The sequence below is a fragment of the Methylibium rhizosphaerae genome (assembly GCF_006386545.1).
GTDB lineage: Bacteria > Pseudomonadota > Gammaproteobacteria > Burkholderiales > Burkholderiaceae_C > Pseudorivibacter > Pseudorivibacter rhizosphaerae.
In genome coordinates this window covers 1-25,851 of the sequence record NZ_SWAR01000056.1, presented here as the reverse complement: position 1 = coordinate 25,851, position 25,851 = coordinate 1, and the positions used below count along the sequence as shown (strand labels likewise).

23 protein-coding genes are annotated in these 25,851 nt (G+C 69.9%); 12 read left to right on the top strand and 11 right to left on the bottom strand.

Translation table 11 applies throughout. The features are described from left to right. Positions 1-603 precede the first annotated feature (603 nt). The 4 genes from E8D38_RS25450 to E8D38_RS25435 all read left to right on the top strand — a co-directional run bounded on the left by E8D38_RS25450 (position 604) and on the right by E8D38_RS25435 (position 9,518). The gene (locus E8D38_RS25450) at positions 604-3,186 is read left to right on the top strand and encodes a PAS domain-containing hybrid sensor histidine kinase/response regulator (protein ID WP_181179433.1); all 2,583 of its coding nucleotides are present in this window, start codon (positions 604-606) and stop codon (positions 3,184-3,186) included. A gap of 52 nt (positions 3,187-3,238) precedes the next feature. After that, entirely contained in the window at positions 3,239-4,042 is an 804-nt protein-coding gene (locus tag E8D38_RS25445) for an iron-containing redox enzyme family protein (protein WP_140636998.1), read from the top strand. Positions 4,043-4,228: 186 nt separating this feature from the next. Continuing rightward, positions 4,229-9,199 carry an ATP-binding protein gene (locus E8D38_RS25440; RefSeq protein WP_140636996.1) on the top strand — a complete coding sequence of 1,657 codons (4,971 nt, stop codon included), beginning with the start codon at positions 4,229-4,231 and terminating at the stop codon, positions 9,197-9,199. A gap of 94 nt (positions 9,200-9,293) precedes the next feature. Further along, entirely contained in the window at positions 9,294-9,518 is a 225-nt protein-coding gene (locus E8D38_RS25435; RefSeq protein WP_140636994.1) for a hypothetical protein, read from the top strand. Between the two features lie 97 nt (positions 9,519-9,615). Here the strand turns inward: E8D38_RS25435 and E8D38_RS28460 are convergent, their stop codons facing one another. Both E8D38_RS28460 and E8D38_RS25430 read right to left on the bottom strand, forming a co-directional pair. Beyond that, complete coding sequence (locus E8D38_RS28460) at positions 9,616-9,786, bottom strand: hypothetical protein (RefSeq protein WP_181179430.1); 171 nt, start codon at positions 9,784-9,786, stop codon at positions 9,616-9,618. Between the two features lie 77 nt (positions 9,787-9,863). After that, on the bottom strand, positions 9,864-10,385 hold the full coding sequence (locus E8D38_RS25430; protein WP_181179428.1) for a DUF4142 domain-containing protein: 522 nt from the start codon (positions 10,383-10,385) through the stop codon (positions 9,864-9,866). A gap of 112 nt (positions 10,386-10,497) precedes the next feature. Between E8D38_RS25430 and E8D38_RS25425 the strand changes: the two genes are divergently transcribed. Next, complete coding sequence (locus tag E8D38_RS25425; protein ID WP_140636990.1) at positions 10,498-10,977, top strand: hypothetical protein; 480 nt, start codon at positions 10,498-10,500, stop codon at positions 10,975-10,977. Positions 10,978-10,998: 21 nt separating this feature from the next. Here the strand turns inward: E8D38_RS25425 and E8D38_RS25420 are convergent, their stop codons facing one another. Further along, a complete protein-coding gene (locus E8D38_RS25420) occupies positions 10,999-11,694 on the bottom strand; it encodes an OBAP family protein (RefSeq protein WP_140636988.1) in 696 nt (231 codons plus the stop codon). Positions 11,695-11,829: 135 nt separating this feature from the next. Between E8D38_RS25420 and E8D38_RS25415 the strand changes: the two genes are divergently transcribed. After that, positions 11,830-12,342 (top strand): ferritin-like domain-containing protein, encoded by a 513-nt coding sequence (locus E8D38_RS25415; RefSeq protein ID WP_140636986.1) that lies wholly within the window; start codon positions 11,830-11,832, stop codon positions 12,340-12,342. 9 nt (positions 12,343-12,351) lie between these two features. Here the strand turns inward: E8D38_RS25415 and E8D38_RS25410 are convergent, their stop codons facing one another. After that, a complete protein-coding gene (locus E8D38_RS25410) occupies positions 12,352-12,831 on the bottom strand; it encodes a hypothetical protein (protein ID WP_140636984.1) in 480 nt (159 codons plus the stop codon). 69 nt (positions 12,832-12,900) lie between these two features. Between E8D38_RS25410 and E8D38_RS25405 the strand changes: the two genes are divergently transcribed. Both E8D38_RS25405 and E8D38_RS25400 read left to right on the top strand, forming a co-directional pair. Next, a complete protein-coding gene (locus E8D38_RS25405) occupies positions 12,901-14,178 on the top strand; it encodes an SDR family oxidoreductase (RefSeq protein ID WP_140636982.1) in 1,278 nt (425 codons plus the stop codon). A gap of 4 nt (positions 14,179-14,182) precedes the next feature. Further along, entirely contained in the window at positions 14,183-14,647 is a 465-nt protein-coding gene (locus E8D38_RS25400; protein ID WP_140636980.1) for a DUF2269 family protein, read from the top strand. A gap of 16 nt (positions 14,648-14,663) precedes the next feature. Here the strand turns inward: E8D38_RS25400 and E8D38_RS25395 are convergent, their stop codons facing one another. Genes E8D38_RS25395 through E8D38_RS25380 form a run of 4 tightly spaced genes read right to left on the bottom strand, consistent with a single transcriptional unit; the run spans position 14,664 to position 18,463 of the window. Continuing rightward, a complete protein-coding gene (locus E8D38_RS25395; protein ID WP_246099667.1) occupies positions 14,664-15,266 on the bottom strand; it encodes a hypothetical protein in 603 nt (200 codons plus the stop codon). Between the two features lie 14 nt (positions 15,267-15,280). After that, the gene (locus tag E8D38_RS25390; RefSeq protein WP_140636978.1) at positions 15,281-16,450 is read right to left on the bottom strand and encodes a zinc-dependent alcohol dehydrogenase; all 1,170 of its coding nucleotides are present in this window, start codon (positions 16,448-16,450) and stop codon (positions 15,281-15,283) included. 26 nt (positions 16,451-16,476) lie between these two features. Beyond that, complete coding sequence (locus tag E8D38_RS25385) at positions 16,477-17,655, bottom strand: hypothetical protein (RefSeq protein WP_140636976.1); 1,179 nt, start codon at positions 17,653-17,655, stop codon at positions 16,477-16,479. Between the two features lie 19 nt (positions 17,656-17,674). After that, complete coding sequence (locus tag E8D38_RS25380) at positions 17,675-18,463, bottom strand: ferritin-like domain-containing protein (RefSeq protein WP_140636974.1); 789 nt, start codon at positions 18,461-18,463, stop codon at positions 17,675-17,677. 154 nt (positions 18,464-18,617) lie between these two features. On the opposite strand from E8D38_RS25380, the gene E8D38_RS25375 reads away from it, so the two are divergent. Beyond that, complete coding sequence (locus tag E8D38_RS25375; RefSeq protein ID WP_140636972.1) at positions 18,618-19,631, top strand: patatin-like phospholipase family protein; 1,014 nt, start codon at positions 18,618-18,620, stop codon at positions 19,629-19,631. Here E8D38_RS25375 and E8D38_RS28670 read toward each other — a convergent pair. Together E8D38_RS28670 and E8D38_RS25360 are read right to left on the bottom strand one after the other, a co-directional pair. Continuing rightward, the gene (locus E8D38_RS28670) at positions 19,612-20,568 is read right to left on the bottom strand and encodes an alpha/beta hydrolase family protein (protein WP_219851873.1); all 957 of its coding nucleotides are present in this window, start codon (positions 20,566-20,568) and stop codon (positions 19,612-19,614) included. The two genes, E8D38_RS25375 and E8D38_RS28670, sit on opposite strands and share 20 nt — an antisense overlap. 1,188 nt (positions 20,569-21,756) lie before the next feature. After that, the gene (locus E8D38_RS25360) at positions 21,757-21,945 is read right to left on the bottom strand and encodes a hypothetical protein (protein ID WP_140636966.1); all 189 of its coding nucleotides are present in this window, start codon (positions 21,943-21,945) and stop codon (positions 21,757-21,759) included. 148 nt (positions 21,946-22,093) lie between these two features. On the opposite strand from E8D38_RS25360, the gene E8D38_RS25355 reads away from it, so the two are divergent. Further along, complete coding sequence (locus E8D38_RS25355; protein WP_140636964.1) at positions 22,094-22,330, top strand: hypothetical protein; 237 nt, start codon at positions 22,094-22,096, stop codon at positions 22,328-22,330. Here the strand turns inward: E8D38_RS25355 and E8D38_RS25350 are convergent. After that, entirely contained in the window at positions 22,316-23,272 is a 957-nt protein-coding gene (locus E8D38_RS25350) for a LysR family transcriptional regulator (protein WP_140636962.1), read from the bottom strand. The two genes, E8D38_RS25355 and E8D38_RS25350, sit on opposite strands and share 15 nt — an antisense overlap. 85 nt (positions 23,273-23,357) lie before the next feature. Between E8D38_RS25350 and E8D38_RS25345 the strand changes: the two genes are divergently transcribed. Together E8D38_RS25345 and E8D38_RS25340 are read left to right on the top strand one after the other, a co-directional pair. Next, entirely contained in the window at positions 23,358-24,548 is a 1,191-nt protein-coding gene (locus E8D38_RS25345; RefSeq protein WP_140636959.1) for an MFS transporter, read from the top strand. Positions 24,549-24,553: 5 nt separating this feature from the next. Further along, positions 24,554-25,612, top strand: a complete 1,059-nt coding sequence (locus E8D38_RS25340; protein WP_140636957.1) for an aldo/keto reductase — start codon at positions 24,554-24,556, stop codon at positions 25,610-25,612. Positions 25,613-25,851 lie beyond the last annotated feature (239 nt).

Here is a 25,851-nt window from a genome sequence, read left to right as displayed (position 1 = left end):
CGAGTACAACGAGCAGCGCCCTCACGACGCCCTGGGCGGCCTGCCTCCAAGGCTGTTCATGCCCAGGCTCACAACCGCCGCAGACTCCAGTTCCGGGATGTCTACTTGACGGGGGAGCTTACGCACCGACGTGGGCGTGGGCGGGAGCCTCGCGGCGACCATCGTGCTCCTGGTGGCCTGCGTGGCGGTGGTGAGCTGGATGGTGCGCACCGGCTACCGGTTGAAGAACTGACAACGCCTCGCGCCTGCCGCCACCACCCCGGCTACAACTGGAAGCGCATTTACAGCCCCGTTTCCGTCGGCCTTGACGTTCGTCAAGCGACAGCGACCTCGTGGCGCCGACGCCGCACCTGCACGTTGACCCAGCCTGCGGGCGGCGCCTAAGCTGCCCGCAGGCAAAGGGGGAAGGCGCTTCGCCGTCTGAAGATTCCATCAGGCTGCATCTCTTCGCACAGGGAGGTTCGAGGGGGAACTGCAGCGCGCGGCGGGGCGTGTCGGATGTATTCGATATCGACCACACTGGCCAGGTTTCGGCGCGGCAGCACCGCCGCTCAACCGACACCCGGCCCATCCGTGCATCGCGGCTCGTGGCCGGTTGCAGCGGTGTTCGTCCTGATCGTCGCGATCCAGGTGCTGGTCGCCGCCATCAGCATCGACGTGCTGTCGGCGGTGCGCGCCTACGTGACCGGGGAGAGCCTGTATTCGAAGGGCCAGAAGGACGCGCAGATGCACCTGCTCGCCTATGCCCAGCATTTCAGGCCTCAGGACTACCACCGGTTCCATGAGGCCATCGCCGTTCCGCTGGGAGACCGCAGGGCGCGCGAGGCGCTCCAGGCGAGCCCTCCCGATCTCGAAGCTGCCCGGCGCGGCTTCCTCGACGGAGGCAACCACCCCGACGACATCGACGGCCTGATCCGGCTGTTTCGCTGGCTGGGCGACGTGTCCTTCATGGCCGGCGCCATCCAGACCTGGGAGCAGGGCGATCGTGTGATCGAGCAGATGCGCGTCCTGGTGGAAAGCGCCCATGCGCACGCTTCGGCCGGGGACGTGCAGGCGCCGGCCGTGCGCGAGATGCGCGAGCAGGCCCCGCTGCTCAACGCCCGGATGACCGAGCTGGAGCGCAGGTTCTCTGCCGAGCTGGGTGAAGCGTCGCGCCGCACCCAGGGGCTGCTGCTGGCGGTGAACCTGCTGCTCGCCGGCCTGCTGGCCTACACCGGCATGCGTTTCGTGCGCCGCACCTCGCGCCTGCAGGCGGTGGCCGAAGACGAGGTGCGCCGGCGCCAGGAGTCGCTGCAGCGCCTGCTCGATTCCACCGCCGAGGGCCTGTTCGGCGTGGACGTCCACGGGCGCTGCACCTTCATCAACCGGGCGGCCTTGCGCCTGCTGGGCTACGAGCGCGAAGCCGACCTGCTGGGGCGGGAGATCCACGCCCTCGTGCACCATTCGCATCCCGATGGGCGCACCTACGGTCCCGGCGAGTCACGGCTCGACTCGGCACAGCGGGACTGGCCGCGGCATGTGGCCGACGAAGTGTTCTGGCGCCGGGACGGCAGCGCCTTCCCGGTCGAGTACTGGGCCCATCCGGTGCTGTACGACGGCAAGGTGCAAGGCGCGGTGGTGACCTTCTTCGACATCACCGAGCGCATGCGCCTGCAGGCCACCTTGCGCGAAGGAGAGGCCCGCATGGCGCGGCTGGTCGATGCCGTCACCGACGGTGTCATCACCATCGACGCGAGCGAACGCATCGTGCTGTTCAACCGGGCCGCACAGCGGCTGTTCGGCGTGTCGGCCGATGCGGCGCTAGGCAGCCCCATCGGCAGATTCGTCCCGAACGGCTTCGGCAAGCCGGACCATCCGGATCCGGGCGAGGAAGGCCGGGCGCCGGCCGCGGTGCACGAACTGACCGGCACCCGGGCCGACGGGAGCGAGTTCCCGATGGAGGTGTCGGTGTCGCGCTTCGACACCGGTACCGGCCTGCTGACTACCGTCGTGCTGCGCGACGTGACGGAGCTGCGGGCCGCGCGCGCCGAGCGGCAGGCGCGCGAAGCGTTCGAAGCCGCCAGCCGGGCCAAGACCGAATTCCTGTCGCGCATGAGCCATGAGCTGCGAACGCCGCTCAACGCGGTGCTCGGCTTTTCGCAGCTGCTGCGGCTCGACAAGGACCATCCGGCGTCCCGGCCGCAGCTCGAGCGCATCCGCCACATCGAGAACTCGGGCGCCCACCTGCTGGCGCTCGTCAACGACGTGCTCGACCTGTCCCGGGTGGAGGCGGGGCAGCTTGCGCTGCTGGTCGAGCCGGTCAGCCTGCAGCAGGTGGCCGAGGAGGCGGTAGCCATGATTTCTCCGCTCGCCGCCGAATGCGGGGTCGAGATATCCGCGCCGCGGCCGGACGGTGGCGGCGAGCCTGGCGGCCAGGTGCAGGCCGACCATGTGCGCCTGCGCCAGGTGCTGGTCAACCTGCTGAGCAACGCGGTGAAGTACAACCGCCGCGGCGGCCGGGTGAGCCTGGGCTGGCACGGCACGGCGCAGGGCTGCATCGTCACCGTGGCCGACACCGGCCCCGGCATACCGCCCGAAAAACTGGTGCACCTGTTCGAGCCCTTCAACCGCCTCGGCGCCGAGGCCTCCAAGGTGGACGGCACGGGCATCGGGCTGGTGCTCTCGCGCCGGCTGGTCGAGTTGATGCAGGGCCGGCTGAAGGTCGACAGCGTGGTGGGCGAGGGCACCATCGCGACGCTGGAGCTGCGGGTCTGCGAATACCACGCTGCGCCCGCGCCGCTGCCGGCCGCACCCAGCCAGCATGGTGCGCTCGACGACAGGCTGAACGTGCTGTATGCCGAAGACAACGAGGTCAACGTCGAGCTCGTGCGGCAGGTCGCGGCCTTCCGTCCGGCCATCCACCTGCGGGTCGCCGAGAACGGGGCTTCGGCGTTGGCGATGGCGTCGGAGTTTCCGCCCGACCTGATGCTGGTGGACATGAACCTGGGCGACATGAGCGGCATCGAGCTGGCCGAGGCCTTGCGCCGCAGCCCCTTGACGGCAGGCATCCGCCTGGTGGCGCTGTCGGCCGACGCCTTGCCCGAGCAGATCCATGCAGCCCTCACCCGTGGCTTCGAGCACTACCTCACCAAGCCGATCGACTTTCGCAGGCTGCTCACCGTGCTGGACATGCGCCCGTCGACCTGACGAGCGCAGCCGCTCGAGACGATTTCCGACAACACCCACGAGGGAGGTTCGCATGAAGGAGTTCCAACGCACCGGAGAGCTGAAGGACATCGGCAGCTACCCCCTGTGGCTGCAGCAGGTGGTCCGCGACACCCAACGCGACAAGCTGCGGGTCGTCGACCATGAGCTGTTCGCCCTGATGCGCGACGCCAAGCTGCCGCTCGCGGCGATGCAGCGCTTCCTGGTCGGCGTGTGGCCCACCATCGAACGCTTTCCGCGCTTCATGTCGATGACGCTCAAGAAGGTGAGCTACGGCAGGAGCCCGGGCGAGGACATGGCGCGGCGCTACCTGATGCACAACATCCGGGTGGAGCAGAAGCACGCGGAGTACTGGGTGGAATGGGCGCGGTCGGCCGGCTTGACGGCGCGCGACCTGGCCGAGAGCGAGGAAACCGAAGGCCTGAAGGCGCTCGCCCACTGGTGCTGGTTCGTGTGCGACCAGGGCAGCCTGAGCGTGGCCATCGCGGCGACCAACTACGCGGTGGAAGGCGCCACCGGCGAGTGGTCGTGCGTGGTGTGCTCCAAGGCCGACTACGCCGAGTCGCTGCCGGCCGAGGTTCGCGGGCCTGCGATGCGCTGGTTGCGGGTGCATGCCGAATACGACGACACCCACCCCTGGGAGGCGCTGGACATCGTGGCCACGCTGCTGGGGCATGCGCCGAGCCAGCGCGAAATCGACGACGTCCGGCGCGCCATCCGGGCCAGCTATGCCTACATGGCGATGGCCCTGGACCATGCGATGGCCGCCGCGATCCACGGCAGCTTCGACGAGACCGCCTCGAACGCCTCGACGCTGGGGATGCTCGACGCGGCCTGAGGCTTGCGGCACATCTTGCTGCAGCAGCGGGCTGGCGCAGCCGAGCGACCGGTCCGTGGCGCAGCATCGGCGGCTTCCTGGAGCCTGGGCATGGCGCTTGCCCAATGGGCAAATCCATGGCGTGGGCGGCGAGCCTCCCCGGCTCGTCGAGCCTGTGCGAGCCGTGCCCGTTTCCGGAGGTCTTCCATGAACGCGGCTGAGGTGTTTTCAGGCGACAGCGAACTGGCGCGGCTGGCGCGCGGGCTCGACTGGTCGGCCACGCCGCTGGGCTCGCCCGAGGGCTGGTCCGCCAGCCTCAGGGGCGCGGTGAGGCTGATCCTGGGCTCGCGGTATCCGATGTTCGTGTGGTGGGGACCGTCCTTCATCCAGATCTACAACGACGCTTACGCCCCCATACTCGGCCAGCGCCACCCGCAGGCCCTCGGCCGGCCGGCCCCCGAGGTCTGGAGCGACGTCTGGTCGGTGGTCGGGCCGCAGGCCGAAGGCGTGCTGCGCGACGGCCAGGCGACCTGGAACGACCGGGTGCTGCTGGTGATGCAGCGCAAGGGCTACACCGAAGAGGCCTACTTCACCTTCTCGTACAGCCCGGCCTACGACGACGACGGCAGCGTGGGCGGGCTGTTCTGCGCGGTGACCGAAGAGACCGACCGGCTCATCGGCGAGCGCCGGCTGGAATGCTTGCGTCGGCTTTCCGCCGTGCTGATGGAGGCCCGCACGTCCCAGCAGGCCTGCCAGCAGCTGGCCGTGGCCCTGTCGCACAGCTCGCTCGACCTGCCGTTTGCATTGATCTACCTGCCGCAGGCCGACGGTTCGCTGCATCTCACCGCGGCCACCGGCCTCGGGGCCGGCGCGCCGTGGGCGCCGCAGATGGTGCAGCCGCCGGACGACGGCCCGTGGCCCTTCACGGCGGCGGCCCAGTCGCGCCGGCCCGGCACCGTGAGCGGGCTGGCCCGGCGCATGCCGAGCCTGCATGCAGGGCCCTGGCCTGAGCCGATCGACTCAGCCGTCGTGGTGCCGCTGCTGACACCGGGCGCGGCCGAGGCCGACGGCTTCGTCGTGCTGGGCTTGAGCCCCCGGCTGAGGCTGGACGCCGAGTACGAAGCCCATGCCTCGCTGGTGGGTCAGCAGATCGCCGGTGCGCTGGCCCATGCCCGCGCCTTCGAGTCCGAGTTACGGCGCGCCCAGGCACTCGACGAGCTGGACCGGGCCAAGACCGCCTTCTTCGCCAACGTGAGCCATGAATTCCGCACGCCGCTGGCCCTGATGGTCGGCCCGCTCGAAGACCTGGCCGAAACGCTGGCGCCGGGCGACGCGCGGCGGGTGCTGGTCGGCACGGCGAGCCGCAACACGCAGCGTCTGCTGAAGCTGGTGAACACGCTGCTGGAATACGCGCGGGTGGAAGGCGGGCGCGCCAATGCGGTGTTCGAGGCGACGGACCTCGCTGTCTTCACCGCCGACCTGGCCAGCAGCTTCCGCTCGGCCTGTGAACGTGCCGGCCTGGAGCTGGTGGTGGACTGCCCGCCCTTGTCCGAACCGGTGTTCGTGGACACGCGGATGTGGGAGAAGGTCGTCCTGAACCTGGTCTCCAACGCCTTCAAGTTCACCTTCAAGGGGCGCATCACCATCGCTGTTCGCGAGGTCGATGGCCGCGAAGGCCGGCATGCCGAGGTGTCGGTGGCCGACACCGGCAGCGGCATTGCCGCGGCCGACCTGCCCAAGCTCTTCCAGCGCTTCCAGCGCATCGAAGGCGCCCGCGGCCGCAGCATGGAGGGCAGCGGCATCGGGCTGTCGCTGGTCGCCGAGCTGGTGCGGCTGCACGGCGGCAGCATCGCGGTCGAAAGCCGGCCGGGCGTAGGCTCCCGCTTCGTGGTCCGTCTGCCATTCGGCAGCGCCCACCTGCCGGCGAGCGAGGTGCGGGGCGCCGAGGCCCTCGAGACCGGTGCGCCGCCGCCCACCGCCGCCACCGTGGCCTACGTGGGCGAAGCCATGAGCTGGTTGCGGCAAGGCGATGCCGGCGTGTCGGACGGCATGGATTCCGGCTTCGGCGTGCTGGATGAAGGCATCAACCTGGCGGCGCCCGCCGCTGCGCCGGGCGATGCTGCATCGGTGCTGCTGGTCGAGGACAACCCCGACCTGCGGGACTACCTGCACCGGCTGCTCGCGCCGCGCTATCACGTCCGCACCGCGGGCGACGGCGACGAGGCACTGGGCATGGCACTGGATCAGCCGCCCGACCTCGTGCTCAGCGACGTGATGCTGCCCGGGCTGAGCGGCCTGGAACTCACCGCCCGGTTGCGCCGCCACGCACGCACCGCCGTGCTGCCCATCCTGCTGCTCTCGGCCCGGGCCGGCGAAGAGGCGCGCATCGAAGGCCTCGATGCCGGAGCCGACGATTACCTGGTGAAGCCGTTCTCGGCGCGCGAGCTGCTGGCCCGGGTGGCCGCCCACCTGGCCGCGGCACGTGTGCGGTATGACGCCGACGCCATGCGGCGCGAAATGGACGAACGCATGCGCACCGCACTGGCGGCGGCGAACGCGGGTTCCTGGAGCATGGGGCCGCGGCCGGAGCAGGTGATGTGGTCGCCGGAGGTCTACGACATGCTCGGGCTCCACCGCGGCCAACCTGCCTCGGTGGCCCTGGCGCTCACCCGCATCCACCCGGACGACGGGGAGAACCTCATGGTGCGCTTCCACGAGCAGCTGGCCGCGCGCGGCGAGATCGAGATCGAATACCGGGTGCTGCTGCCGCACGAAGGCGTGCGCTGGCACCAGGCCCGCGGACGCCGCATGCAGGACGGCCGGGTGAGCGGGATCACGCTGGACATCACCAGCCGCAAGCGCGCCGAGCTGCTCGAGGCGGAACAGCGGCGTGCGCTCGAGAGCATCCTGTCGGGCGCCTCGGTCGAGGAGTCCTTGACGGCGCTCACCGCATCGGTCTCGCGCCTGGATCCGCAGGCGCGGGCCTTCATCGTTCGCCTGCAGCCCGGCACCGATGCCGTGGACAGTGTGTACACCGAGCACTTCCAGCCGGCCGAGCTTGCGGCCGCCCTTCGCGACATGCCCCCGGGCGAGCTGCTGTCCGGCGGCTACCCCGACCGGGAGCTCTGCCGCACCCTCGGCATCCAGGCCTGCCATGCCGCGCCGGTGCTCGGCGTGGGCGGCAGGCCGATCGGCTCGTTCTTCCTGTGCCTGCGCCAGGACCGCGATCCCACGCCGTGGGAAAGGCGCATCGCCGAATTCGGTGCCAATGCCGCCGGCGTGGCGATGGAGCGCGACCGCATCGAGACCGAGCTGCGCGAAGAGCGGGTGCGGTTGCGCGCGTTCGTCGACCAAAGCGTCGCCGGCGTGGTGCTTTACGACCTGCAGGGCCACATCACCGAGGTGAACGCGCGTTTCTGCGAGCTGGTGGGGCGCTCCGCCGCGCAGCTGCGTGGCGCGGAGCTTTCCGAGATCACCCACCCGGACGACGTGGCGCCGAGCGCGGAGATGCTGTCGAGCCTGCTGGCCGGCAGCCGGCCGTCGTTTTTCATCGAGAAGCGCTACGTGCGGCCGGACGCCAGCGTCGTGTGGGTGCGCAAGGTGGCCAACCTGCTGCGCGACGCCCAGGGCCAGCCCCGCAACGTGGCCGCGGTGGTCGTCGACATCACCGAGCGCAAGCAGGCCGAGGAGGCCCTGCGCGAGAGCGAACAGCGCTTTCGCGTCATGGCCGACACCGCGCCGGCGATGCTGTGGGTCACCGATACCGCGAACCACCTCACCTTCATCAGCCGCGGTTGGTTCGAATACACCGGCCAGAACGAAGAGGCTGCGTATCGCAACGGCAACGGCTGGGTCGACATGGTGCACCCCGAAGACCGCGAGGCGGCCTGGCGCACCTTCGTGCAGGCCGCCCAGGACCGTTCAGCGTTCGAGCTGGAGTGCCGGCTGCGGGTGATCGACGGCAGCTACCGCTGGGCGATCAATGCGGGCCGCGCCCGGCGCGCGACCGACGGCAGCTGGCTCGGCTACATCGGCTCCGTGATCGACGTGCATGAGCGGATCCAGGCGCGTGCCGCGCTGCAGGCCGCCGACCGTCGCAAGGACGAGTTCCTGGCCACGCTGGCACACGAGCTGCGCAACCCGCTTGCGCCGATCCGCAATGCACTGCACCTGGTGAAGCTGCAGGGCGGCGTGGCCGGCCACTTGCGCGACATGATGGAGCGGCAGCTCAACCAGCTGGTGCGCCTGGTGGACGACCTGATGGAGGCCTCGCGCATCAGCCGGGGGCAGCTGGAGCTGCGCCTGGAGTCGCTCGATCTGCGCGAGATGGTGCGCACGGCCATCGAAACCAGCCGGCCGCTGCTGGAAAAGGCGCGGCATGACCTGCAGGTACACCTGCCGGACGCGCCGCAACCGGTGCGCGGCGACGCGGTGCGTGTGGCGCAGATCATCGTCAACCTGCTCAACAACGCGGCCAAGTACACCGAAGAGGGCGGGCGGATCGAGGTCGAGGTGAGCCGCGATGGCCCATGGATCGCGGTGGCCGTGCGCGACAACGGCGTGGGCATCGCCGCCGAAGACATGCCGCACGTCTTCGAGATGTTTGCCCAGGTGGACCGCAATGCCCTGCGCGCGCAGGGCGGCCTGGGCATCGGCCTCGCGCTCGCGCGGCGGCTGGCCGAGATGCACGGCGGCACCCTGCAGGCGCACAGCGAAGGCCCGGGACGGGGCAGTACCTTCACCGTGCGGCTGCCGGCCGCCGCACGGCTGGAGCGCAGCCGCGCAGTCGTGCCGCCGCCCCCGGCATTGCCCGCCCGGCGGGTGCTGGTGGTCGACGACAACCGCGACGCGGCCGACTCGCTGGCCATGGTGCTGCGCCATCTCGGCGCCGAGGTGCACACCGCGCACGACGGCGCCACGGCGCTGAACATTGCCGGCTCATGGTGCCCGGCGGTGGCCCTGCTCGACCTGGGCATGCCGGGCATGGACGGCTTCGAGGTGGCCCGGAAGATGCGCTCGGACAAGCGGCTGGCGGGCCTGAAGCTGATCGCGCTGACCGGCTGGGGCCAGGAAGAAGACCGCCTGCGCAGCCGCCGCAGCGGCTTCGATCACCACCTCGTGAAGCCGGTGGACTTGTCGTTGCTGCAGACCTTGCTGGAGCCTGCAGGCGGCGCCTGAGTTCGTTGTGCGGGGAATGCGCCTTGCCGCATCGAGCAAGCGGGACACGGGGCCCGCCGTGGCGAGCCGCTGCTCGAGTTCACTGGAGATGGCCATGACCTATCGCGAAAGCCGAGGACTCCCTTCACAAGCCGCGGCCGCCCAGCCGGGCCCGGCGCAGCCTGCGGCGCCGGGCGATGAAGCGCCGCCGGGCGCGCCCGGCACCGGCGAGACCGTGTGCCGGACCTGCGGCGGCACCGGGCGCACGCCAGGCGGCCAGGCCGACTGCCCGGATTGCGGCGGTACGGGCAAGGTGACGGCAGGCATCGGCGGAGGCTGATGCGGACCGGCCATGCAGACGAAGAAGCGGCCGGATGGACATCCGGCCGGCATCCGTGAGAAAGGAGGGGCGCGGCGGTCACGCCCCGGCTGGGGTGTCAGCGGCGCTCTTCGCGGCGTCCGCCTTCACGGTTCTCTTCGCGTTGTCCGCGGTTTTCCTGGCGCTCTTCATTGCGCTCCTGCTCACGGCCGCTCGCGCGTTGCGGTTCCTTGCGCTGGCTCTGGTCGCGGCTCTGGCCGCCTTGCGGGTTGCTGCGTTGATTGGTCATGACGAGTCTCCGTTGGGTTGGAAGAATCCGGCAGTGCCGGCACTACCAGCGCGGCAACAGCCGTGCCTCGCGACACCTCAGCGTTTGGTGTCGACCGCAGACTTCATGTCCTGCGCCATCTTGAGGTGGTGTTCGAGCGTGGGCAGCGTGCGGGAGGCGAAGGTCTTCACGTCGTTGTCCTTTGCGTCGCGCGCCGCCTTGCGAAACAGCTGCACCGTGTCCTCATGCGCTTCGACGCTGTCCTTGGCATAGGCCTTGTCGAAGCTGCCCGCCTGCGCGTCGCCCAGCTTCCTGAGCTGCGCCTTCTGCTTGCCCGAAGGCTCGGCGGGCGGCTGCACGCCCTTGCTCTGCGCCAGCGCATTGAGCTCTTCGCCGGACTTGGTGTGGTCGGACACCATCTGCTGGGCGAAGGTCTTGAGCTCGGTTGCGGTCCCCTTGGTTTGCGCCAGCTTGCTGACTTCGACTTCGTAGTGGCCGCTCTGCGCCGCCTTGTTGATGAACTCGGCATCCGCCTTGGCGAGGTCCGCCGCGCCGGCCGCCGCGCTGAGGAAGGCCGCTGACGCCGCAGCGGCAAAGAGCCTGAAGAAGGGAGGCTGCATGGTCGATCTCCTGGAGTGGATCCTTTCCCGGGGCAAGCACCGCGCCCAGGACTGCGGGCGCCGGGGCATGCGGCTTGCCGGTGTGGCGTTGCCACCTCTCTCAGAAATCGCCATGCAAAGGTATCGACTGCATCACAACCCCCTGGGCAACAGCCTGCTCCACGGTCTGCTCGGCGGCACGCTGTCGGCCGCCGTGCTGATGTGGCGCGGCCGCAAGGAAGCCTCCAGTGCCGTCGCGCCGATCAATGCGCCGAGCCACTGGATCTTCGGCGACGAGGCCTTGCGCGCCGACCGCGTGAGCGCGCGCCACACGCTGGTGGGCGGCGTGACGCATGAAGCTTCTGCGGTGCTGTGGGGCACGCTGTACGAGTGGTTGCGCCTGCGTCGCATGCGGCCCACTGCAAGCAATGCCGTCACCGATGCCGCTGCCGTTGCGGCGCTCGCCGCGCTCGTGGACTTCAAGCTGGTGCCCAAGCGCCTCACGCCGGGTTTCGAACATCGCATCGGCAGGCAGGGGCTGGTGTGGGTCTACACCAGCCTGGCCTGCGGGCTGGCACTGGGCGGCTGGCTGGCGCTGCGCGATCGCCGTTAGCCTGGGCTGTTCGTGGGGCAGTTACGGCAGTTGCGGCAGTTGCACAACGTGGCCGCGCTGCCACGCATCTGCCCCGGCGTCGATCGGCGGCGCGGCGATATCGTCGCGCTGCCTGCGCCGCTCGGCGCTGTCGATGCCGATGCGCTTGTCGCGCTCGGCGACCATCGCGGCATCCGCCTGGCTGTCGGCGGTGAATCCCATCATCAGTTGCGGGCCGCCCAGCGGCAGCGGCTCGCGGTGTGACTGCCAGGTGTGCCAGGTCTTGCCGTAAGTGCCGACCAGCTTCTTCATCAAGGCCTTCTCGGCCGCGGCCGGCAGCCCCGGGCCGACCAGCTGCCCCGACTTCACCTCATGCAGATGGCTGTGCCACAGCGCCTTCTCCTGCGGCGGCAGCTGCGAGAACACCTCGGCGCTCACGATGTACTCGACGCCCATCAGCCTGGCCTCGCGCGTGTTGCCGTCGTAGATCACGCACTGGATCAGCGCCTCGCTCATCACCGAGCAGAAGTGGTGGGCCTCCACCTGCTCGGCCGGGCTGCCGTTGCGGAAATGGAAGCCGTCGAGGTAGGCGTTCAGCGCCTCGATGGGCGGGCGGTCCTGCAGCAGGGCGGCGCCCGCATCGAGCGCACGGGTGCTGGCTGAAGGCGACGGCCCGGGCACCTCGCCATGCGGCGGACTGCGCTGCTCGCTGCACGCCAGCAGCAAGGCAGCACTCATGAGGAGGCAGTACCGGAGGCTCTGCACGATGGGGTGTCCATGAGGCGAAGGAGGGCTCGTCCGGTCTGGCAAGCGGTGTTCCGCCGCAGGCGGAATACCGCTTGCCGAGCTGAAGCATCAGCAGGAGAACCGCACATGACCACCACTTCCCATGAACACCTGATGCACTGGCTGCGCGACGCGCACGCGATGGAAGAGCAGGCCGAGGACATGCTGGCCAAGACCGCCTCGCGAGTGGCTGACGACTCTCCGGAATTCGCGAGCCGCCTGCGCGACCATGCGAGCGTGTCGAAGGTGCAGGCGCAGCACCTGCGCGAATGCATCGCACGACTGGGCGGCGACACCTCGGCGCTCAAGGACCTCGCGGCGAAGGCGGTCGGCACTGCGCAGGCGCTCAGCGGCCTGTTCACCTCCGACGAGGTGGTGAAGGCCGCGCTGGCCGTCTACACCTTCGACCACATGGAGATCGGCTCCTACCGCTCGCTGATGGCCGCGGCCCAGGTGGCAGGCGACCCGGACACGCTGCGCATGTGCGAGCTGCACCTCGCGCAGGAGCAGGAGATGGCGCTGTGGATGGAGTCGCTGCTGCCCGGCCTCACGCAGCGCTTCCTGCGGCAGTCGGACCTGCAGGCGCAGTCCGGCGCCTGAGCGGCTGGCTCAGGCCCCGTCGCGGCGCTTGCTCGACAGCACGGCGCACAACGCGAGCCCGGTGGCGAACGACAGGTAGACCCAGCCCAGGCTGGAAGGCCGCAGCCGATGCTCGAAGCCGGGTGTGAGCCGGGGCGGCACCAGCTTCAAGTCCACCAGTGCGGCAAGGCCTGCAACGGCCGCCGCATCGAGCACCGCGCTGGACGGGCCCGCGTGGCGGCGGCTTTGCCGCCAGGAGCGGTACACGCCGGCCCACAGCAGCGAAGAAGCGAAATGGATCAGCATGCCGCCGCCGGTGTGTTTCACCGACGCATCGTTGCGGCGTAGCGCCTGGCGCGGCCACACCCAGTGGCTGATCGCGTTCACCGGCGCGGCAGCGCTGGCGCTGTCGCGGCGACCGCGCCACAGCAGCACCAGGGCGGACAGCGCTCCGGCGACGCAACCTTCGGCGACCGTCTGGCGTGCGAGCAAGGACAGGCTGGACTTCATGGCAGCGGAATACCGATTGCCGGTCCACAGGCCGGCTTGCACACCCACCGGGCAAACCGCATTCCGCACATGAAAGTCCTCATCGCTGGCGCCAGCGGCTTCATCGGTCGCAGGCTCGTTGCATCGCTTCTCGCGCAGGGCGACGAAGTGGTCTGCGCCGGCCGCCGCAGCGGCAGACACGGCGGCTGCCGGTGGGTGCCGGCCGACTTCGCCGCCGCATCTGCATCGCACTGGCAGGAACACCTGCAGGGCGTGGAGGCCGTGGTCAACGCCGTGGGCGTCTTCAGGGAGCAGGGCGGGCAGACCTTCCAGGCGCTGCACGTCGACGGGCCGGTGGCGCTGTTCGACGCCTGCCGCACGGCCGGCGTCGCGAGGGTGGTGCAGATCTCTGCCTTGGGAGCCGACGAGGCAGCGGCCACGGCCTTCCTGCGCAGCAAGGCCGCCGCCGACCGCCACCTGCTGTCGCTGGGGCTCGATGCCGCTGTGGTGCAACCCTCGCTGGTCTTCGGCCCCGACGGCGCGAGTTCGCGGCAACTGCTGCGGCTCGCCTGCCTGCCGGTGCTGGCCTGCCCCGCGGGCTGCCCGGTGCAGCCGGTGCATGTCGACGACGTGGTCGACGGCTTGTGCCGCCTGCTGCATGCCGCCCCCGGCGAATGGTCCGGCCGGCGCATCGCGTTCGTGGGGCCCGAGCCTTTGCCGTTGTGCGACTACCTGCAGGCGCTGCGCGGGGCGCTGGGCCTGCAGCTGGCGCCCCGGGTGGTGGTGCCGGCCCGGGTCATGGCCGCGGCGGCAAAGGCCGGCGACCACTTGCGCCATGCGCTGTTCGATTCGGCCTCCTGGCGCATGCTGCGCGAGGGCAACACGGGCTCGGCGAAAGACCTGCAGGCCTTGCTGCAGCATCCGCCCCGCGCCTGCCCGCACTTCATCGACGAGGGCTGGAAGGAGCCCCTGGCGCTGCAGTCGCGGATGGGCTGGCTGACGGGCCTGCTGCGCCTGTCGCTGGCGGTGGTGTGGCTGCTCACCGGGGTGGTGTCCCTGTTCGTGTTCCCGGTCGACGAAAGCCGGGCGCTGCTCGCCCGGGCCGGCGTTCCGCAGGCCTTGCAGTCGCTGGCGCTGTACGGCGCCGCAGGCCTGGACCTGGCGTTCGGCGTGCTCACGCTGTGCCCGCTGCGGCGCCAGCGCTGGCTCTGGGCAGCGCAGATGCTGCTCATCGCCGCCTACACCGCGATCATCACGCTGCGGCTGCCGGAGTTCTGGTGGCACCCTTACGGCCCGCTCAGCAAGAACCTGCCGATGCTGGCCGTGCTGGTGCTGCTGTGGACGCTGGCACCGCGCAAACCGGGCTGATCCGATGGAATACCTCGTCGTCAAGTGGCTGCACATCCTGTCGTCCACGCTGCTGTTCGGCACCGGACTCGGTTCGGCCTACTACATGTTCTTCGCCAGCCTCACCCGCCAGCCGGCGGCAGTGGCAGTGGTCGTGAGGCAGGTCGTCTGGGCCGACTGGCTGTTCACCACCACCACCATCGTCTTCCAGCCATTGAGCGGCCTGTACATGCTGCACCTGGCCGGCATCCCTTGGACCACTCGGTGGGTGATATGGAGCTTCGTGCTGTACTTCGTGGCCGGGGCCTGCTGGCTGCCGGTGGTGTGGATGCAGATCCGCATGCGACGCATGGCCGAGGCAGCCGCGGCAGCCGGCCAGCCGCTGCCGCCGAAGTACTTCACCTACCTGCGCTGGTGGACGGCACTCGGCGTTCCGGCGTTCCTGGCGCTGGTGGTGGTGTTCTGGCTGATGGTGGCCAAGCCGGCCTAGGCCCTGGCTTGACGGGTCAGTGAAGCAGCTCGGACGCCGGCACCGACACCCGCATGTCCGGCGGCTGGGTGAAGGTCTCGAGCGCGGCGCCGCGCATCTGCTCCGGCGGCGCGGCGAGGCCGGAGCGGTCGCTGTAGTCGGTGGTCTGGCGTGCGGCATGCGCTTCCTGCTGCAGCGAGCAGGCGCAGGTCACGTCCAGCGCGGTGACGCCGGCCACGGCCGCCATGGCGGCAATCGGGTGGGCGTCGGCCGGACGGGGCGCGACCGCCGCCGCGCCCAGCATCGACAGGTCCATCGCATCGCCCACCACCCGCGACCAGACCGCGGCCGATTGCGGCGCGGCCTCGCGCGATGCCAGGATGCCGATGCCGCTGGCGATCTCGCGCACACCGCAGGCGCGCAGAAGAGACTCGCGGCCCTGCAGGCCGACCAGGCGTGCCAGCGGACCGGCCGCCAGCAGTTCCACCACGCCCAGCCCGATGCTGAACCAGCCCAGCCCGCGGGCGAGCTTGGTGCTGGCGCTGTGGCGCCGCGGGCCGGCCGGCGTGGCCACGCGGGCGAGTGCGCGGGCCTTGCGGTCCAGCGCAGAAGGCCGACCGGTGAGTTCGGGGTTCGACATGGCAGGAGCCTCCTTCAGGGCTTGAGCACGACCTTGATGCACCCGTCGCGCTTGTCGCGGAAGGTCTTGTACATCTGCGGTCCGTTGGCCAGCGGTTCGGTGTGGGTGATGACGAACGACGGGTCGATCTGGCCGTCCTCGATGCGCCGCAGCAGGTCGTCGGTCCAGCGGTTCACATGGGTCTGGCCGCTGCGCACGGTGAGCCCCTTGTTCACCAGCATGCCGAACGGGATCTTGTCCACCAGGCCCGCATACACGCCCGGAATCGACAGTACGCCGGCCGGGCGGCAGACGTAGATCATTTCGCGCAGCACGTGCGGCCGGTCGCTTTCGGCCAGGAGGGCCTGCTTGGCCCGGTCATAGAAGGTGTCGAGGGTGGCGCCGACATGCGACTCCATGCCGACCGCGTCGATGCACTTCTCGGGCCCCTTGCCGCCGGTCAGCTCGTTCAGGCGCTCGATCACGCTTTCGCGGTCGAAGTTGATGGTGAGCGCGCCGCAGGCCCGGGCCATGCTCAGCCGGTCGGGCAGGCGGTCGATCACCACCACCTGCTTCGCGCCCAGCAGCAGGGCACTGCGGGCGGCGAACTGGCCCACCGGCCCGGCGCCCCAGATGGCCACCGTGTCGGTGCGCTGGATGTCGCATTGAACCGCCGCCTGCCAGCCGGTCGGGAAGATGTCGCCTAGGAACAGCACCTGCTCGTCGCTCAGTCCGTCGGGCACCTTCACCGGCGCCACATCGGCATAGGGCACCCGCACGTATTCGGCCTGGCCGCCGGCATAGCCGCCGGTGAGGTGGGTGTAGCCGAACAGTCCGGCGGTGGTGTGGCCGAAGGCCTTGTCGGCGATGTCCTTGTTGCGGTTGCTGCGCTCGCACACCGAGTAGTTGCCGCGGCGGCACTGCTCGCACTCGCCGCAGCAGATGGTGAAGGGCACGACCACGCGGTCACCCACCTTGAGCTTCCTGTTCTCCGGGCCCACGTCCACCACCTCGCCCATGAATTCGTGGCCCATCACGTCGCCGCTTTCCATGCCGGGCATGAAGCCGTCGAACAGGTGCAGGTCCGAGCCGCAGATGGCGCAGGTGGAAACCTTGATGATCGCGTCGCGCGGTTCCTCGATGCGCGGGTCGGGCACGGTTTCGTAGCGGATGTCGTGCTTGCCTTGCCAGCAGAGAGCTTTCATCGAAACGGCCTCCAGTCCTGGCCGGATCAGGCGGCCCGCCGCAGCGGCACCACGCGGGTGAGCTCGGTGCCCGGCGCCCAGCGGTAGGTGGCCGAAACGATGCTCGACGGAGAGCCGTCGGCATTCATCTGCTCGCGGTAGGCGATCGAGCTGGCGCCTTCCTGCTGCTCGTTGACGAAGGCGGTGCCGTCCTTGCGCAGGCTGGTCTCGGCCTCGATGACCTCGCGCACGAACTCGCGGTGGCTCTCGAACACGATGCCCGGCGGCAGGCTGCCGTCGCCCAGCAGCTCGGCCGGGTCGCGCCGCTCGTGCTGCTTGAAGAGCTCCATCACCACCTGCAGCTGGCCCAGTTCGTAGTCGAGGAAGCGTTCCCACAGGCCCTTGATGCGCGGGTTGGTTTCCTGCTCCGCGCAGGCGGCGTAGTTCCAGACTTCGCACGCTTCCTGCAGCAGCATCTTCTCCATCGGTGTCTCGTTCGGATTGATCATGCTGCCGTAGTGGGTGATGTGCTGCGACTCGATCGAAGCGATCTCCGCATACAGCTGGCGCGCCAGCGGGTCGGTGAACAGCGGCCCGATGTTCATGTAGTAGTCGTGCGTCTGGTACTCGCCGCCGGTCAGCGTGAGCGCATGCAGCTTGGTCGCCAGGGCCGCGGTCGGCGCATAGGGCTCGAGCAGCTCGTGCTCGGGGGCGCGGTGGTGCACCGCGGTCGGCCGCGCCGGGACGATGTCGGTGTGGCCCTGGGTGATGTTGTTGGCGTCCTTGCCTTCCAGGCGGTCGAGCAGGGCGCTGTAGCGGTACAGGTGGTCGAAGTCCTCGAGCAGCGCATAGCGGTAGCCCTGCGCGAGGTAGGCGTCCGGTTCGAGCTTGGCCACCGAGGCAGTCACCTCGATGGCGGTCTGCTCGTAGCCGATGGTGGTCTCGATGGGCGAGTGGTCGGCGCCGATCAGCCAGTTGATCAGCGTCGCCTGGTGTTGCTCCACCCGCATCAGCTGGGCGATCGGCAGGCGCAGCGGTCCGTTCATGCGCAGCATGAGCTGCTTGACCCGCAGCGAGTCGAGCTCGACCCCGTTCATGAGGATGATGCGCACGCGGGTGAAGGCATCGTCGTCGAGCTTGCTGATGGGCTTTTGCACCAGCTCCTTCCAGGTGAAGCGCTGTCGCTCCAGCGGCGTGCCGCGGTCCTGCAGAAGATTGATGGCCATGGGGAAGTCTCCTTGGGGTTCAGACCAGGTCGGGCTGCGGCTGTTCGGACACGAGGGCGGTCAGCCAGCCCTTGATGATGGCCAGGTGTTCCTGCTCCTGGCCCAGGGCCCCGAGAAAGCGGCCGGCCAGTTCCGACTCTCCGGCCTCTTCGGCGAGGCTCACGAGCAGCTCCCAGCCGGCGTTGTCGGTGAGCTCTGCGGTGAGCATGGCGTTCAGGCACTGCGCCAGCGTCGTGCGCGGGTCGTTGAGCACCTGCATCAGGCCGCTGGAGGCCACCGCGGTGACGTCGGCGCACGGCGTCTGCGCAGTGGGGTCGCCGCCCAGCTGCGTCATGGCCTCGCACAGCAGGCTGAAATGCTCCAGCTCCTCGGCGCGGATGCGCGCCAGCAGCTCGCCGGGGTCGCCGCTGATGGCCACGCCGTCTTCGCCGTCGGGCGGCAATTCACGCGGCAGGGCATCGGGGTGGTGCTCCACCGCCGCGCGGTACTTCACGATCAGTGCGTCGTACAGGCGGGTGCCGGTGCGCTCGAAGGCGATGCGCTCGCCGATCTTGTCCATGAAGATGACCGGGTGGCCACCCTTGATCCTGGAGACGCCCGACTTCACCGCGCCCTTGATGGAGGCCGGCGGGGGCACCGACCCGACCGCGTCGGCTTCGGCAATGGCCACCAGCTTCTGCGCCTCCATCTCCGAGGTATCGATCTCTTCCTCAGGCATCAGCTCGTCGGACGCCTCGTTCATCGCCAGCAGCGCGGCCGGCGTCAGCGCCGTGCCGGTCAGGTTGGAACCTAGTGAAGTGGGTTGCATGCGGTACTCCTGAGTGGGAACCGCAACGCGGCAAGCGGCGTGCCGCGGCAGGGCGCGCGGCGCAACCCCTGGAACGCGCCTTGCCGCGCTGCATGGCGCGCAACGCGGCGGGCGCATTGCCGATGGAACTGCCTGAAGAGAGAAGGTGCCAGGGATGGACGCGATCGTCTTGCTGCAAGGAGGTGGCGCACTCGGCGCCTTTACCGCGGGCGCATGGAAATTCCTCGCGCCCCGCCTCGCCGAGCGCGGCATCCGGCTGGCCGCGGTGGCCGGCACGTCGATCGGTGCCATCCAGGCGGCGCTGATCGCCCGGCACCATGCGGCGCCCGACCTGGGCGCCGCGGCAGTGGAGTCGCTCTGGCGCGACCATATCGCGACACCTTCGCTGCCTTTCCTCGGGCCGTGGTCTGCGTTGTCGTCGCATGCACGCAGCTGGAACGGCCTGCTCACCTCGCTGATGGCCGGCACGCGCGCGCTGCACCGCGCCAACCCATGGCATTGGCATCCGGCGGCGCTGATGCAGCTGCTGCAGACGCCCTGGCTGGACCGCAGCCCGATGGAGCAGACCCTGCGTGACCTAGTGCCGGGCTATCGCAGCGAACCGGGGCAGGCGCCGCTGCTCGGCGTGGCCGCGGTCGACGTGCTGGACGGCTCGCTGAAGCTGTTCGACAGCGACAGCGAAACCATCGGGCCGGAGCACCTGCTGGCGAGCGCCGCCGTTCCGGGCCTGTACGAACCCTGCGAGCTGCGCGGACGCCTCTACTGGGACGGCGACGTCACTCGCGATTCGCTGGTGCCGCCGCTGCTGGAAAGGCTCGCGGCTTCGGGCCGCCGAGGGAAAGAGCCGCCGCTGTGGATCGCCATCGAGCAGCGCATTGCCCAGGTGAGCGAGCCGCCGCAATCGACGCTGGCCATGACCTTGCGGATGCTGGACCTCACCCAGCACGGCAAGCTCGCGCGTCACGCGGGCCCTCGGGCAGGCGCAGGCCCGGTGATGCGGGTCGTGCGCACGCCGCTCGAAAACGACCCGGTATCGCGCGAGCTCGACTATTCCCCCGAACGCATCGCCGAACTGTTCGCCCAGGGGGAGCGGGGCGCGCAGCGAGCATGGGAAGGCTGGTGCGAGCGCAACACGCCGGAGGTCGCACTCAACCTGCCCGGCCCGTGACCGCGTGGCTGTCGCTTCGCGCATGGGCTGCCGGTGTCGTGTCGTCCTGCGGCCGCTTGCGCAGCTCCTTGTCGATCCAGCGCTCCAGCCATTCGATGCAGCGCTGCACCGCGTCCAGGCGGTGAGACGGTTTGCCGCTTTCGAAGAAGTGATGGCTGCCCCCTGGATACAGCACCAGCTCGGTGGGCGTCGGGCCGGCCCGGGCGATGGTGGCGTAGAGCTCTTCGGCCTGCCCTTTCGGGCAGCGCTCGTCGTCCTTGCCCTGCAGGATGAGCGTGGGCGTGGTGGTGTGCTGCACATGCTGCATGGGCGACAGCTTGCGGCTTGCCTCGCGGTTGATGTAGGGCTCTCCGCACAACGAGTAGGGGTCGGCGTAGAAACCGCTGTCCGACGTGCCGTAATGCGCTTCAAGATTGCTGACCGGCGCACTCACCACCGCGCACCGGAAGCGCTGCGTCTGCCCGATGGCCCAGGCACTCAGGTAGCCACCGTACGACTTGCCGGTGATGGCGACCCTCTGGTCCGCGATGCCTTCGCGCTGCAGCGCATCGACGGCGGCGAGGTGCTGCTGCAGGTCGAGTTCGCCCCAGCGGCCGCGCAGCCGCGACGCGAAGTCGCGCCCATAGCTGCTGGAGCCCACGGTATTGAGCGCGAGCACCGCCCAGCCGCGCGAACACAGCACCTGCCAATACACATGGGAGGTATAGGCCAGCAGCACATAGCTCGCCGGCCCGCCGTGGACGTCGACCAGCAGCGGGAAAGGGCCTGACCGATCGGGCGGCAGCATGAGCCATCCGTCGATCTCCTCGGTGCCGCCGTCGAGGTCGGGCGCCGGCACGTGAAAGCGCCGTGGCTCCACCACCGGTGCAGCCCGGTCGGACCACCACGCGTTGTGGTCGGCGAGTTCGCGTTCCTGGCCGCCGTCCCACCCGGCCACGCGCAGCGTCTCGGCCCGCTCTGGCGACTCGGTGGGTGAACACCAGGCGCTGCGACGTCGCGCACAGCTGGTCGATGTGCCGCCGGCCCTCGACCAGCAGGCGAACCTGGCCGGTGTCCACGTCGATGGCAGCCACGCTCTGAAGGCCTCGCTTCGCGATCACGAAGGCGAGCTGGCGGCCGTCACGCGACCAGCATGGCGTGCCCGCGGACACCGCCTCGTTGGACACGTCGCCCAGCGGCTCGACGTGGCCGCGCTGCGGGTCGACGCGCCACAGGCGCGACTGCGCATCGCCTTCGTCGGTGGCGCCGGTGCAGACGATCGCATCGCCCTTGGGCGTCCACACCGGGCTCGACAGCGACGACTGCTCCTGGCTCAGGCGCCGTGCGTTGCCGCCGTCGGCGTCCATGAGCCACAGGTCGGTGCAGTGCGGCGCGCCGTCGCGGGTGCGGATGTGCGCGATGCGTTGCCCGTCGGGCGACCAGGCGGCGCCGCGCACGTCGAACGCGCCGTCGGTGAGCTGCGTGGCCTTGCCGCTCCCGGCGTCCACGACGAACAGGTGTTTCTCGCGGTCGAGGGTGTAGCCGCTGCCGTCGAGCTTGTAGGGCAGGCGCCAGACCAGCTCGGGCGACGTGGGGTCTCGCGGCGCCGCCTTCTCCTTGCGGCGTGCGCCATGCGCCTGCGGGTCCACCGGCACGGCCGCGGTGACCAGCAGGCGGCTGCCGTCGGGGTGCCACGAAGGCGAGCTGGCGCCCATGTCGAAATGACCGAGCTGGCGTGCCTCGCCGCCGTCGGCGGCAATGAGGTGAAGCTGCAGGCGGTTGCCGCCGCGGTCGGAAAGAAACGCCAGCCGGCGTCCGTCGGGCGACCAGCAGGGCTGGCTGTCGAGCGCGGTGCCGCTGGTCAGTTGCCGGCCCGGCGCGTCGCCTTCGAGGTCGTACAGCCAGATGGCGCTTGTATAGGTGTCCTGGTCACGCTCGACCGATTCGACACAGCAGGCGACTCGCTGGTGATGCGGGTCGCAGTCGAGCGTGGTGATGTGCCTGTGAAGAAAGAGGTCGTCGGGTTCGAAGCTGCGCTTGCTCATGTGCTACGGCTCCAGGGCTCGTCCAGCGAACCACGTGTGCAGGCACGGGGCCGTGCAGGCCCCGTGCGTACCCGGTGTTTGCTACGGGCGAGAGAAGGGCATCAACGGCGCTCTTCGTTGCGGCCGCCTTGCTTGTTCTCTTCACGCTGCCCGCCGCGGTTCTCGTCGCGCTTCTCGTTGCGGTCCTGCTCGCGGCTGCCCGCACGCTGTTCGTTGCGCTGTTCTTCGTTGCGCTGGCCTTCGTTGCGCTTCTGGCCACCCTGCTCATTGCGATTCTCATTGGCGCTCATGTCTATCTCCTGTTGAAGTGAATGCCGGCGATGCGCCGGTACCAGAGAGTCGGCAATGGGCGTGCCTTGTCGAAGGGCGTGCGGAAGTCAGGCCACCTGCGGCTCCGAGGCACGACAATCCGCTGTTGCCCAGCCGCAGAGGATTCAAGTGAAGATCTATGACATCGATGTGCAGCGTCTCAAGTCAGCCAAGCATGACAAGGGCCTGATCGAACTCGGCGCCGACGTGTCGATCGCCAATCGGGCCGGCCGCGACGAAGAGTCGCCCAGCTCCTGCATCCGCCTGCCGGTGGAACATGCACGCACGCTGCTCATCCTGCTGAAGCAGCAGATCGCGGAGCTCGACAAGTTGCAGCCGCGCAGCCGCCGTTCAGGCCGCTGCTGAGGCGGCTGCTGAAGCGCTGGCGGCCGACAGGAAGCGGGGATCCCCCTGCAGGCGAGCCGCCAGGAAGTCGAGCACCACCCGCACGCGAGACGACAGCCGCCCGGGCTTGCCCAGGTACACCGCGTGGATCGGCATCCGCTCGCGCGGGTTGTACTTCTCCAGCACCGGCACCAGGCGGCCGGCCTGCAGGTCATGGTGCACGTGATAGCGCGACAGCCATGCCAGGCCGGCGCCGGCCAGCGCGAGCTGGCGCAGGGTTTCGCCGTCGCTGGCGCGCACGCTCGCGCGGGTGGGCACCTCCACCCGCTGTCCCTTCACCACGAACGGCCAGTCGGGCATGCGGCGGCGGTAGGTGAAGTCGAGCCGGTGGTGCGACTCCAGATCGTCGGGCCGGCGCGGCGTGCCCTGGCGCGCCAGGTAGTCCGGCGAGGCGACGATCGCCTGAACGGTGTCGCCCAGCCGGCGTGCCACCAGGTCGGAGGCGGGCAGGGGGCCCCAGCGGATGGCGATGTCGGCGCGCTCCTCGAGCAGGTCCACCACCCGGTCGGTCTGCACGATGTCCAGCGTGACCAGGGGGTGCTGCGCCTGGAGCAGCGGCACCAGCGGCACCAGCACGTGGGTGCCGAAGGCCACGCTGGTGTTGATGCTCACCCGGCCGCGCGGCGCCGCATCGGCAGCGACGCAGCGCTCGGCCTCGTCGATGTCGGCCAGCACGCGCACGCTGCGCTCGTAGAAGTGCTCGCCTTCGGTGGTGAGCTGCAGCCGGCGGGTGGAGCGGCGCACCAGCTGCGTGCCCAGGCGCGCCTCCAGGCGGCCCACCAGCTTGCTCACCGCCGAAGGCGTCATGCCCAGCGCGCGGGCCGCGGCCGAGAAGCCGCCGCGGTCGAACACCTGGACGAAGACTTCCATTTCGCCGGAGCGGTTGATGTCGATGCGGGGCATGGTGATCTGTGAATTGAACTCACAGAAGATGGTCCTGAAGGCATTCTAGTCACCGGCGGAGGATGCCCGCAAAGTAGCGGCCATCATGCCTGTCGCACTACTTGCCCTCACCGCCGGCGCCTTCGGCATCGGTGTCACCGAATTCGTCATCATGGGCCTGCTGCTGCAGGTCTCGCAGGACCTTCGCGTCTCCATCACGGCCGCCGGGCTGCTGATCTCCGGCTATGCGCTGGCGGTGGCCGTCGGCGCGCCGCTGCTCACGCTGGCCACCCGCTCGCTGCCGCGCAAGCAGGTGCTGCTGGCGCTGATGCTGATCTTCACGCTCGGCAACCTGGCCTGTGCGGTGGCGCCGGGTTACGGCTGGCTCATGGCCGCACGGGTGCTCACCGCCCTGGCGCACGGCACCTTCTTCGGCATCGGCTCGGTGGTGGCCACCGGCCTCGTGCCGCCGCACCGGCGCGCATCGGCCATCGCGATCATGTTCACCGGCCTCACCGTGGCCACGCTGCTCGGGGTGCCGGCAGGCGCCTGGATCGGCCTGCACTTCGGCTGGCGCGCTACCTTCTGGGCGGTGACGGCGGTTGGCGGGGTCGCCTTCGCGGCGGTCGCGCTGCTCGTGCCGTCTGTGCCGCGCGATGCGTCCATGCCCAGGCTGCGCGATGAGCTGGCCGTGCTGGCGCGCCCCGGCGTGCAACGCGGCCTGGCGATGACTGCCCTCGGCTATGCCGGCGTCTTCACGGTCGTCACCTACATCCAGCCGCTGCTGACGCGCGTGACCGGGCTGCCGGAGTCGGCCGTCTCGCCGATCCTGCTGGTGTTCGGCGGCGGCTTCGCCATCGGCAACCTCATTGGTGGGCGCCTGGCCGACCGCGCCACGCTGCCGGCGGTGCTGGGCACGCTGGCCGCATTGGCGGCCGTGCTGGGCTCGATGCACTGGGCCATCGCCACGCCGTGGAGCGCGGTGGTGTTCGTCGGACTTCTCGGGGCCACCGCCTTTGCCACAGCCGCACCGATGCAGCTGCGCGTGCTCGAGCAGGCGGCCGGCGCCGGCCAGAACCTGGCGTCGAGCCTGAACATCGCCGCCTTCAACCTCGGCAACGCCCTGGGCGCCTGGGCCGGCGGCGTGGCGGTGGACCATGGCCCCGGCCTGCGGTCGCTCGGCTGGGTGGCGGCACTCATCACGCTGTCGGGCCTCGCCATTGCGCTGTGGAGCCGCGGCGCCGACGGGCAGGCCGGTCTCGTTCAACTTCAAACCCAGACACAAGGAACCCATTGATGGACATGGAACATCGATTCCTGGGCCGTTCCGGCTTCAAGGTCCCGGTGCTCGGCTTCGGCGCCGGCACCTTCGGCGGCGAAGGGCCGCTGTTCAGCGCCTGGGGCAACACCGACACGGCCGGCGCCCGGCGCATCGTCGACATCTGCCTCGACGCCGGCGTCACGCTGTTCGACACGGCCGACGTGTATTCGAACGGCGCCTCGGAGCGCATCCTCGGCGCGGCCCTGAAAGGGCGCCGGTCACGCGCCATCATTTCGACCAAGCTCGCCTTGCGCAGCGGCGACGGCCCCAATGACGTGGGCACGTCGCGCCACCGCCTCATCGAGGGCGTGAATGCGGCGCTCGAGCGTCTGTGCACCGACTACATCGACCTGCTGCAGCTGCACGCCTTCGATGCCGCCACGCCGGTGGAACAGGTGCTGGCCACGCTGGACGACCTGGTGCGCGCCGGCAAGGTGCGCCTGCTCGGGGTGTCCAACTTCTCCGGCTGGCAGCTGATGAAGTCGCTCGCGGCGGCCGACCGGCTCGGCCTGACGCGCTATGTCGCCCACCAGGCCTACTACTCGCTGGTCGGGCGCGACTATGAATGGGAGCTGATGCCGCTGGGCCTTGACCAGGGCGTGGGGGCGCTGGTGTGGAGCCCGCTGGGCTGGGGCCGGCTCACCGGCAGGCTGCGCCGCGGCCAGCCGCTGCCCGAGCAAAGCCGCCTGCACGAAACCGCCGGCTTTGCACCGCCGGTGGACGAAGAGCGCCTCTACCGCGTGGTCGATGCGATGGATGAGGTGGCCGCCGAAACGGGCAGGGCGCTGCCGCAGATCGCCATCAACTGGCTGCTGCAGCGGCCCACCGTTTCCAGCGTGCTGATCGGCGCGCGCGACGAGGCCCAGCTGAAGCAGAACCTCGGGGCGATCGGCTGGCAGCTCGGGGCCGACCAGATGGCGCGGCTCGATGCGGCAAGCGCGGTGGGGGTTCCGTATCCGTACTACCCGTACTGGAACGGGCAGTTCACCGAGCTGGCGCCGCCGGCGGTGGTGGTGCGGCCTGGCAGGGGTGCCCCATGAACCGAGTGCGCGGGTTGCGCATGAATCGTCCAAATGCATTCACCGCGGAGGCGCGGAGAGCGCGGAGAACCGCGGAGGAATACGGGTCTGCTCTGCGGTCCTCCGCGTCCTCCGCGCCTCCGCGGTGAATGAATTGGGGTTCCGGCCATGGCGCACAGCCACTCTCCGTTCGGGCTGAGGTATCGAAGCCCTGCACAGACCGCTGCGGCCCTTCGATACCTCAGGGCGAACGGGGAGTG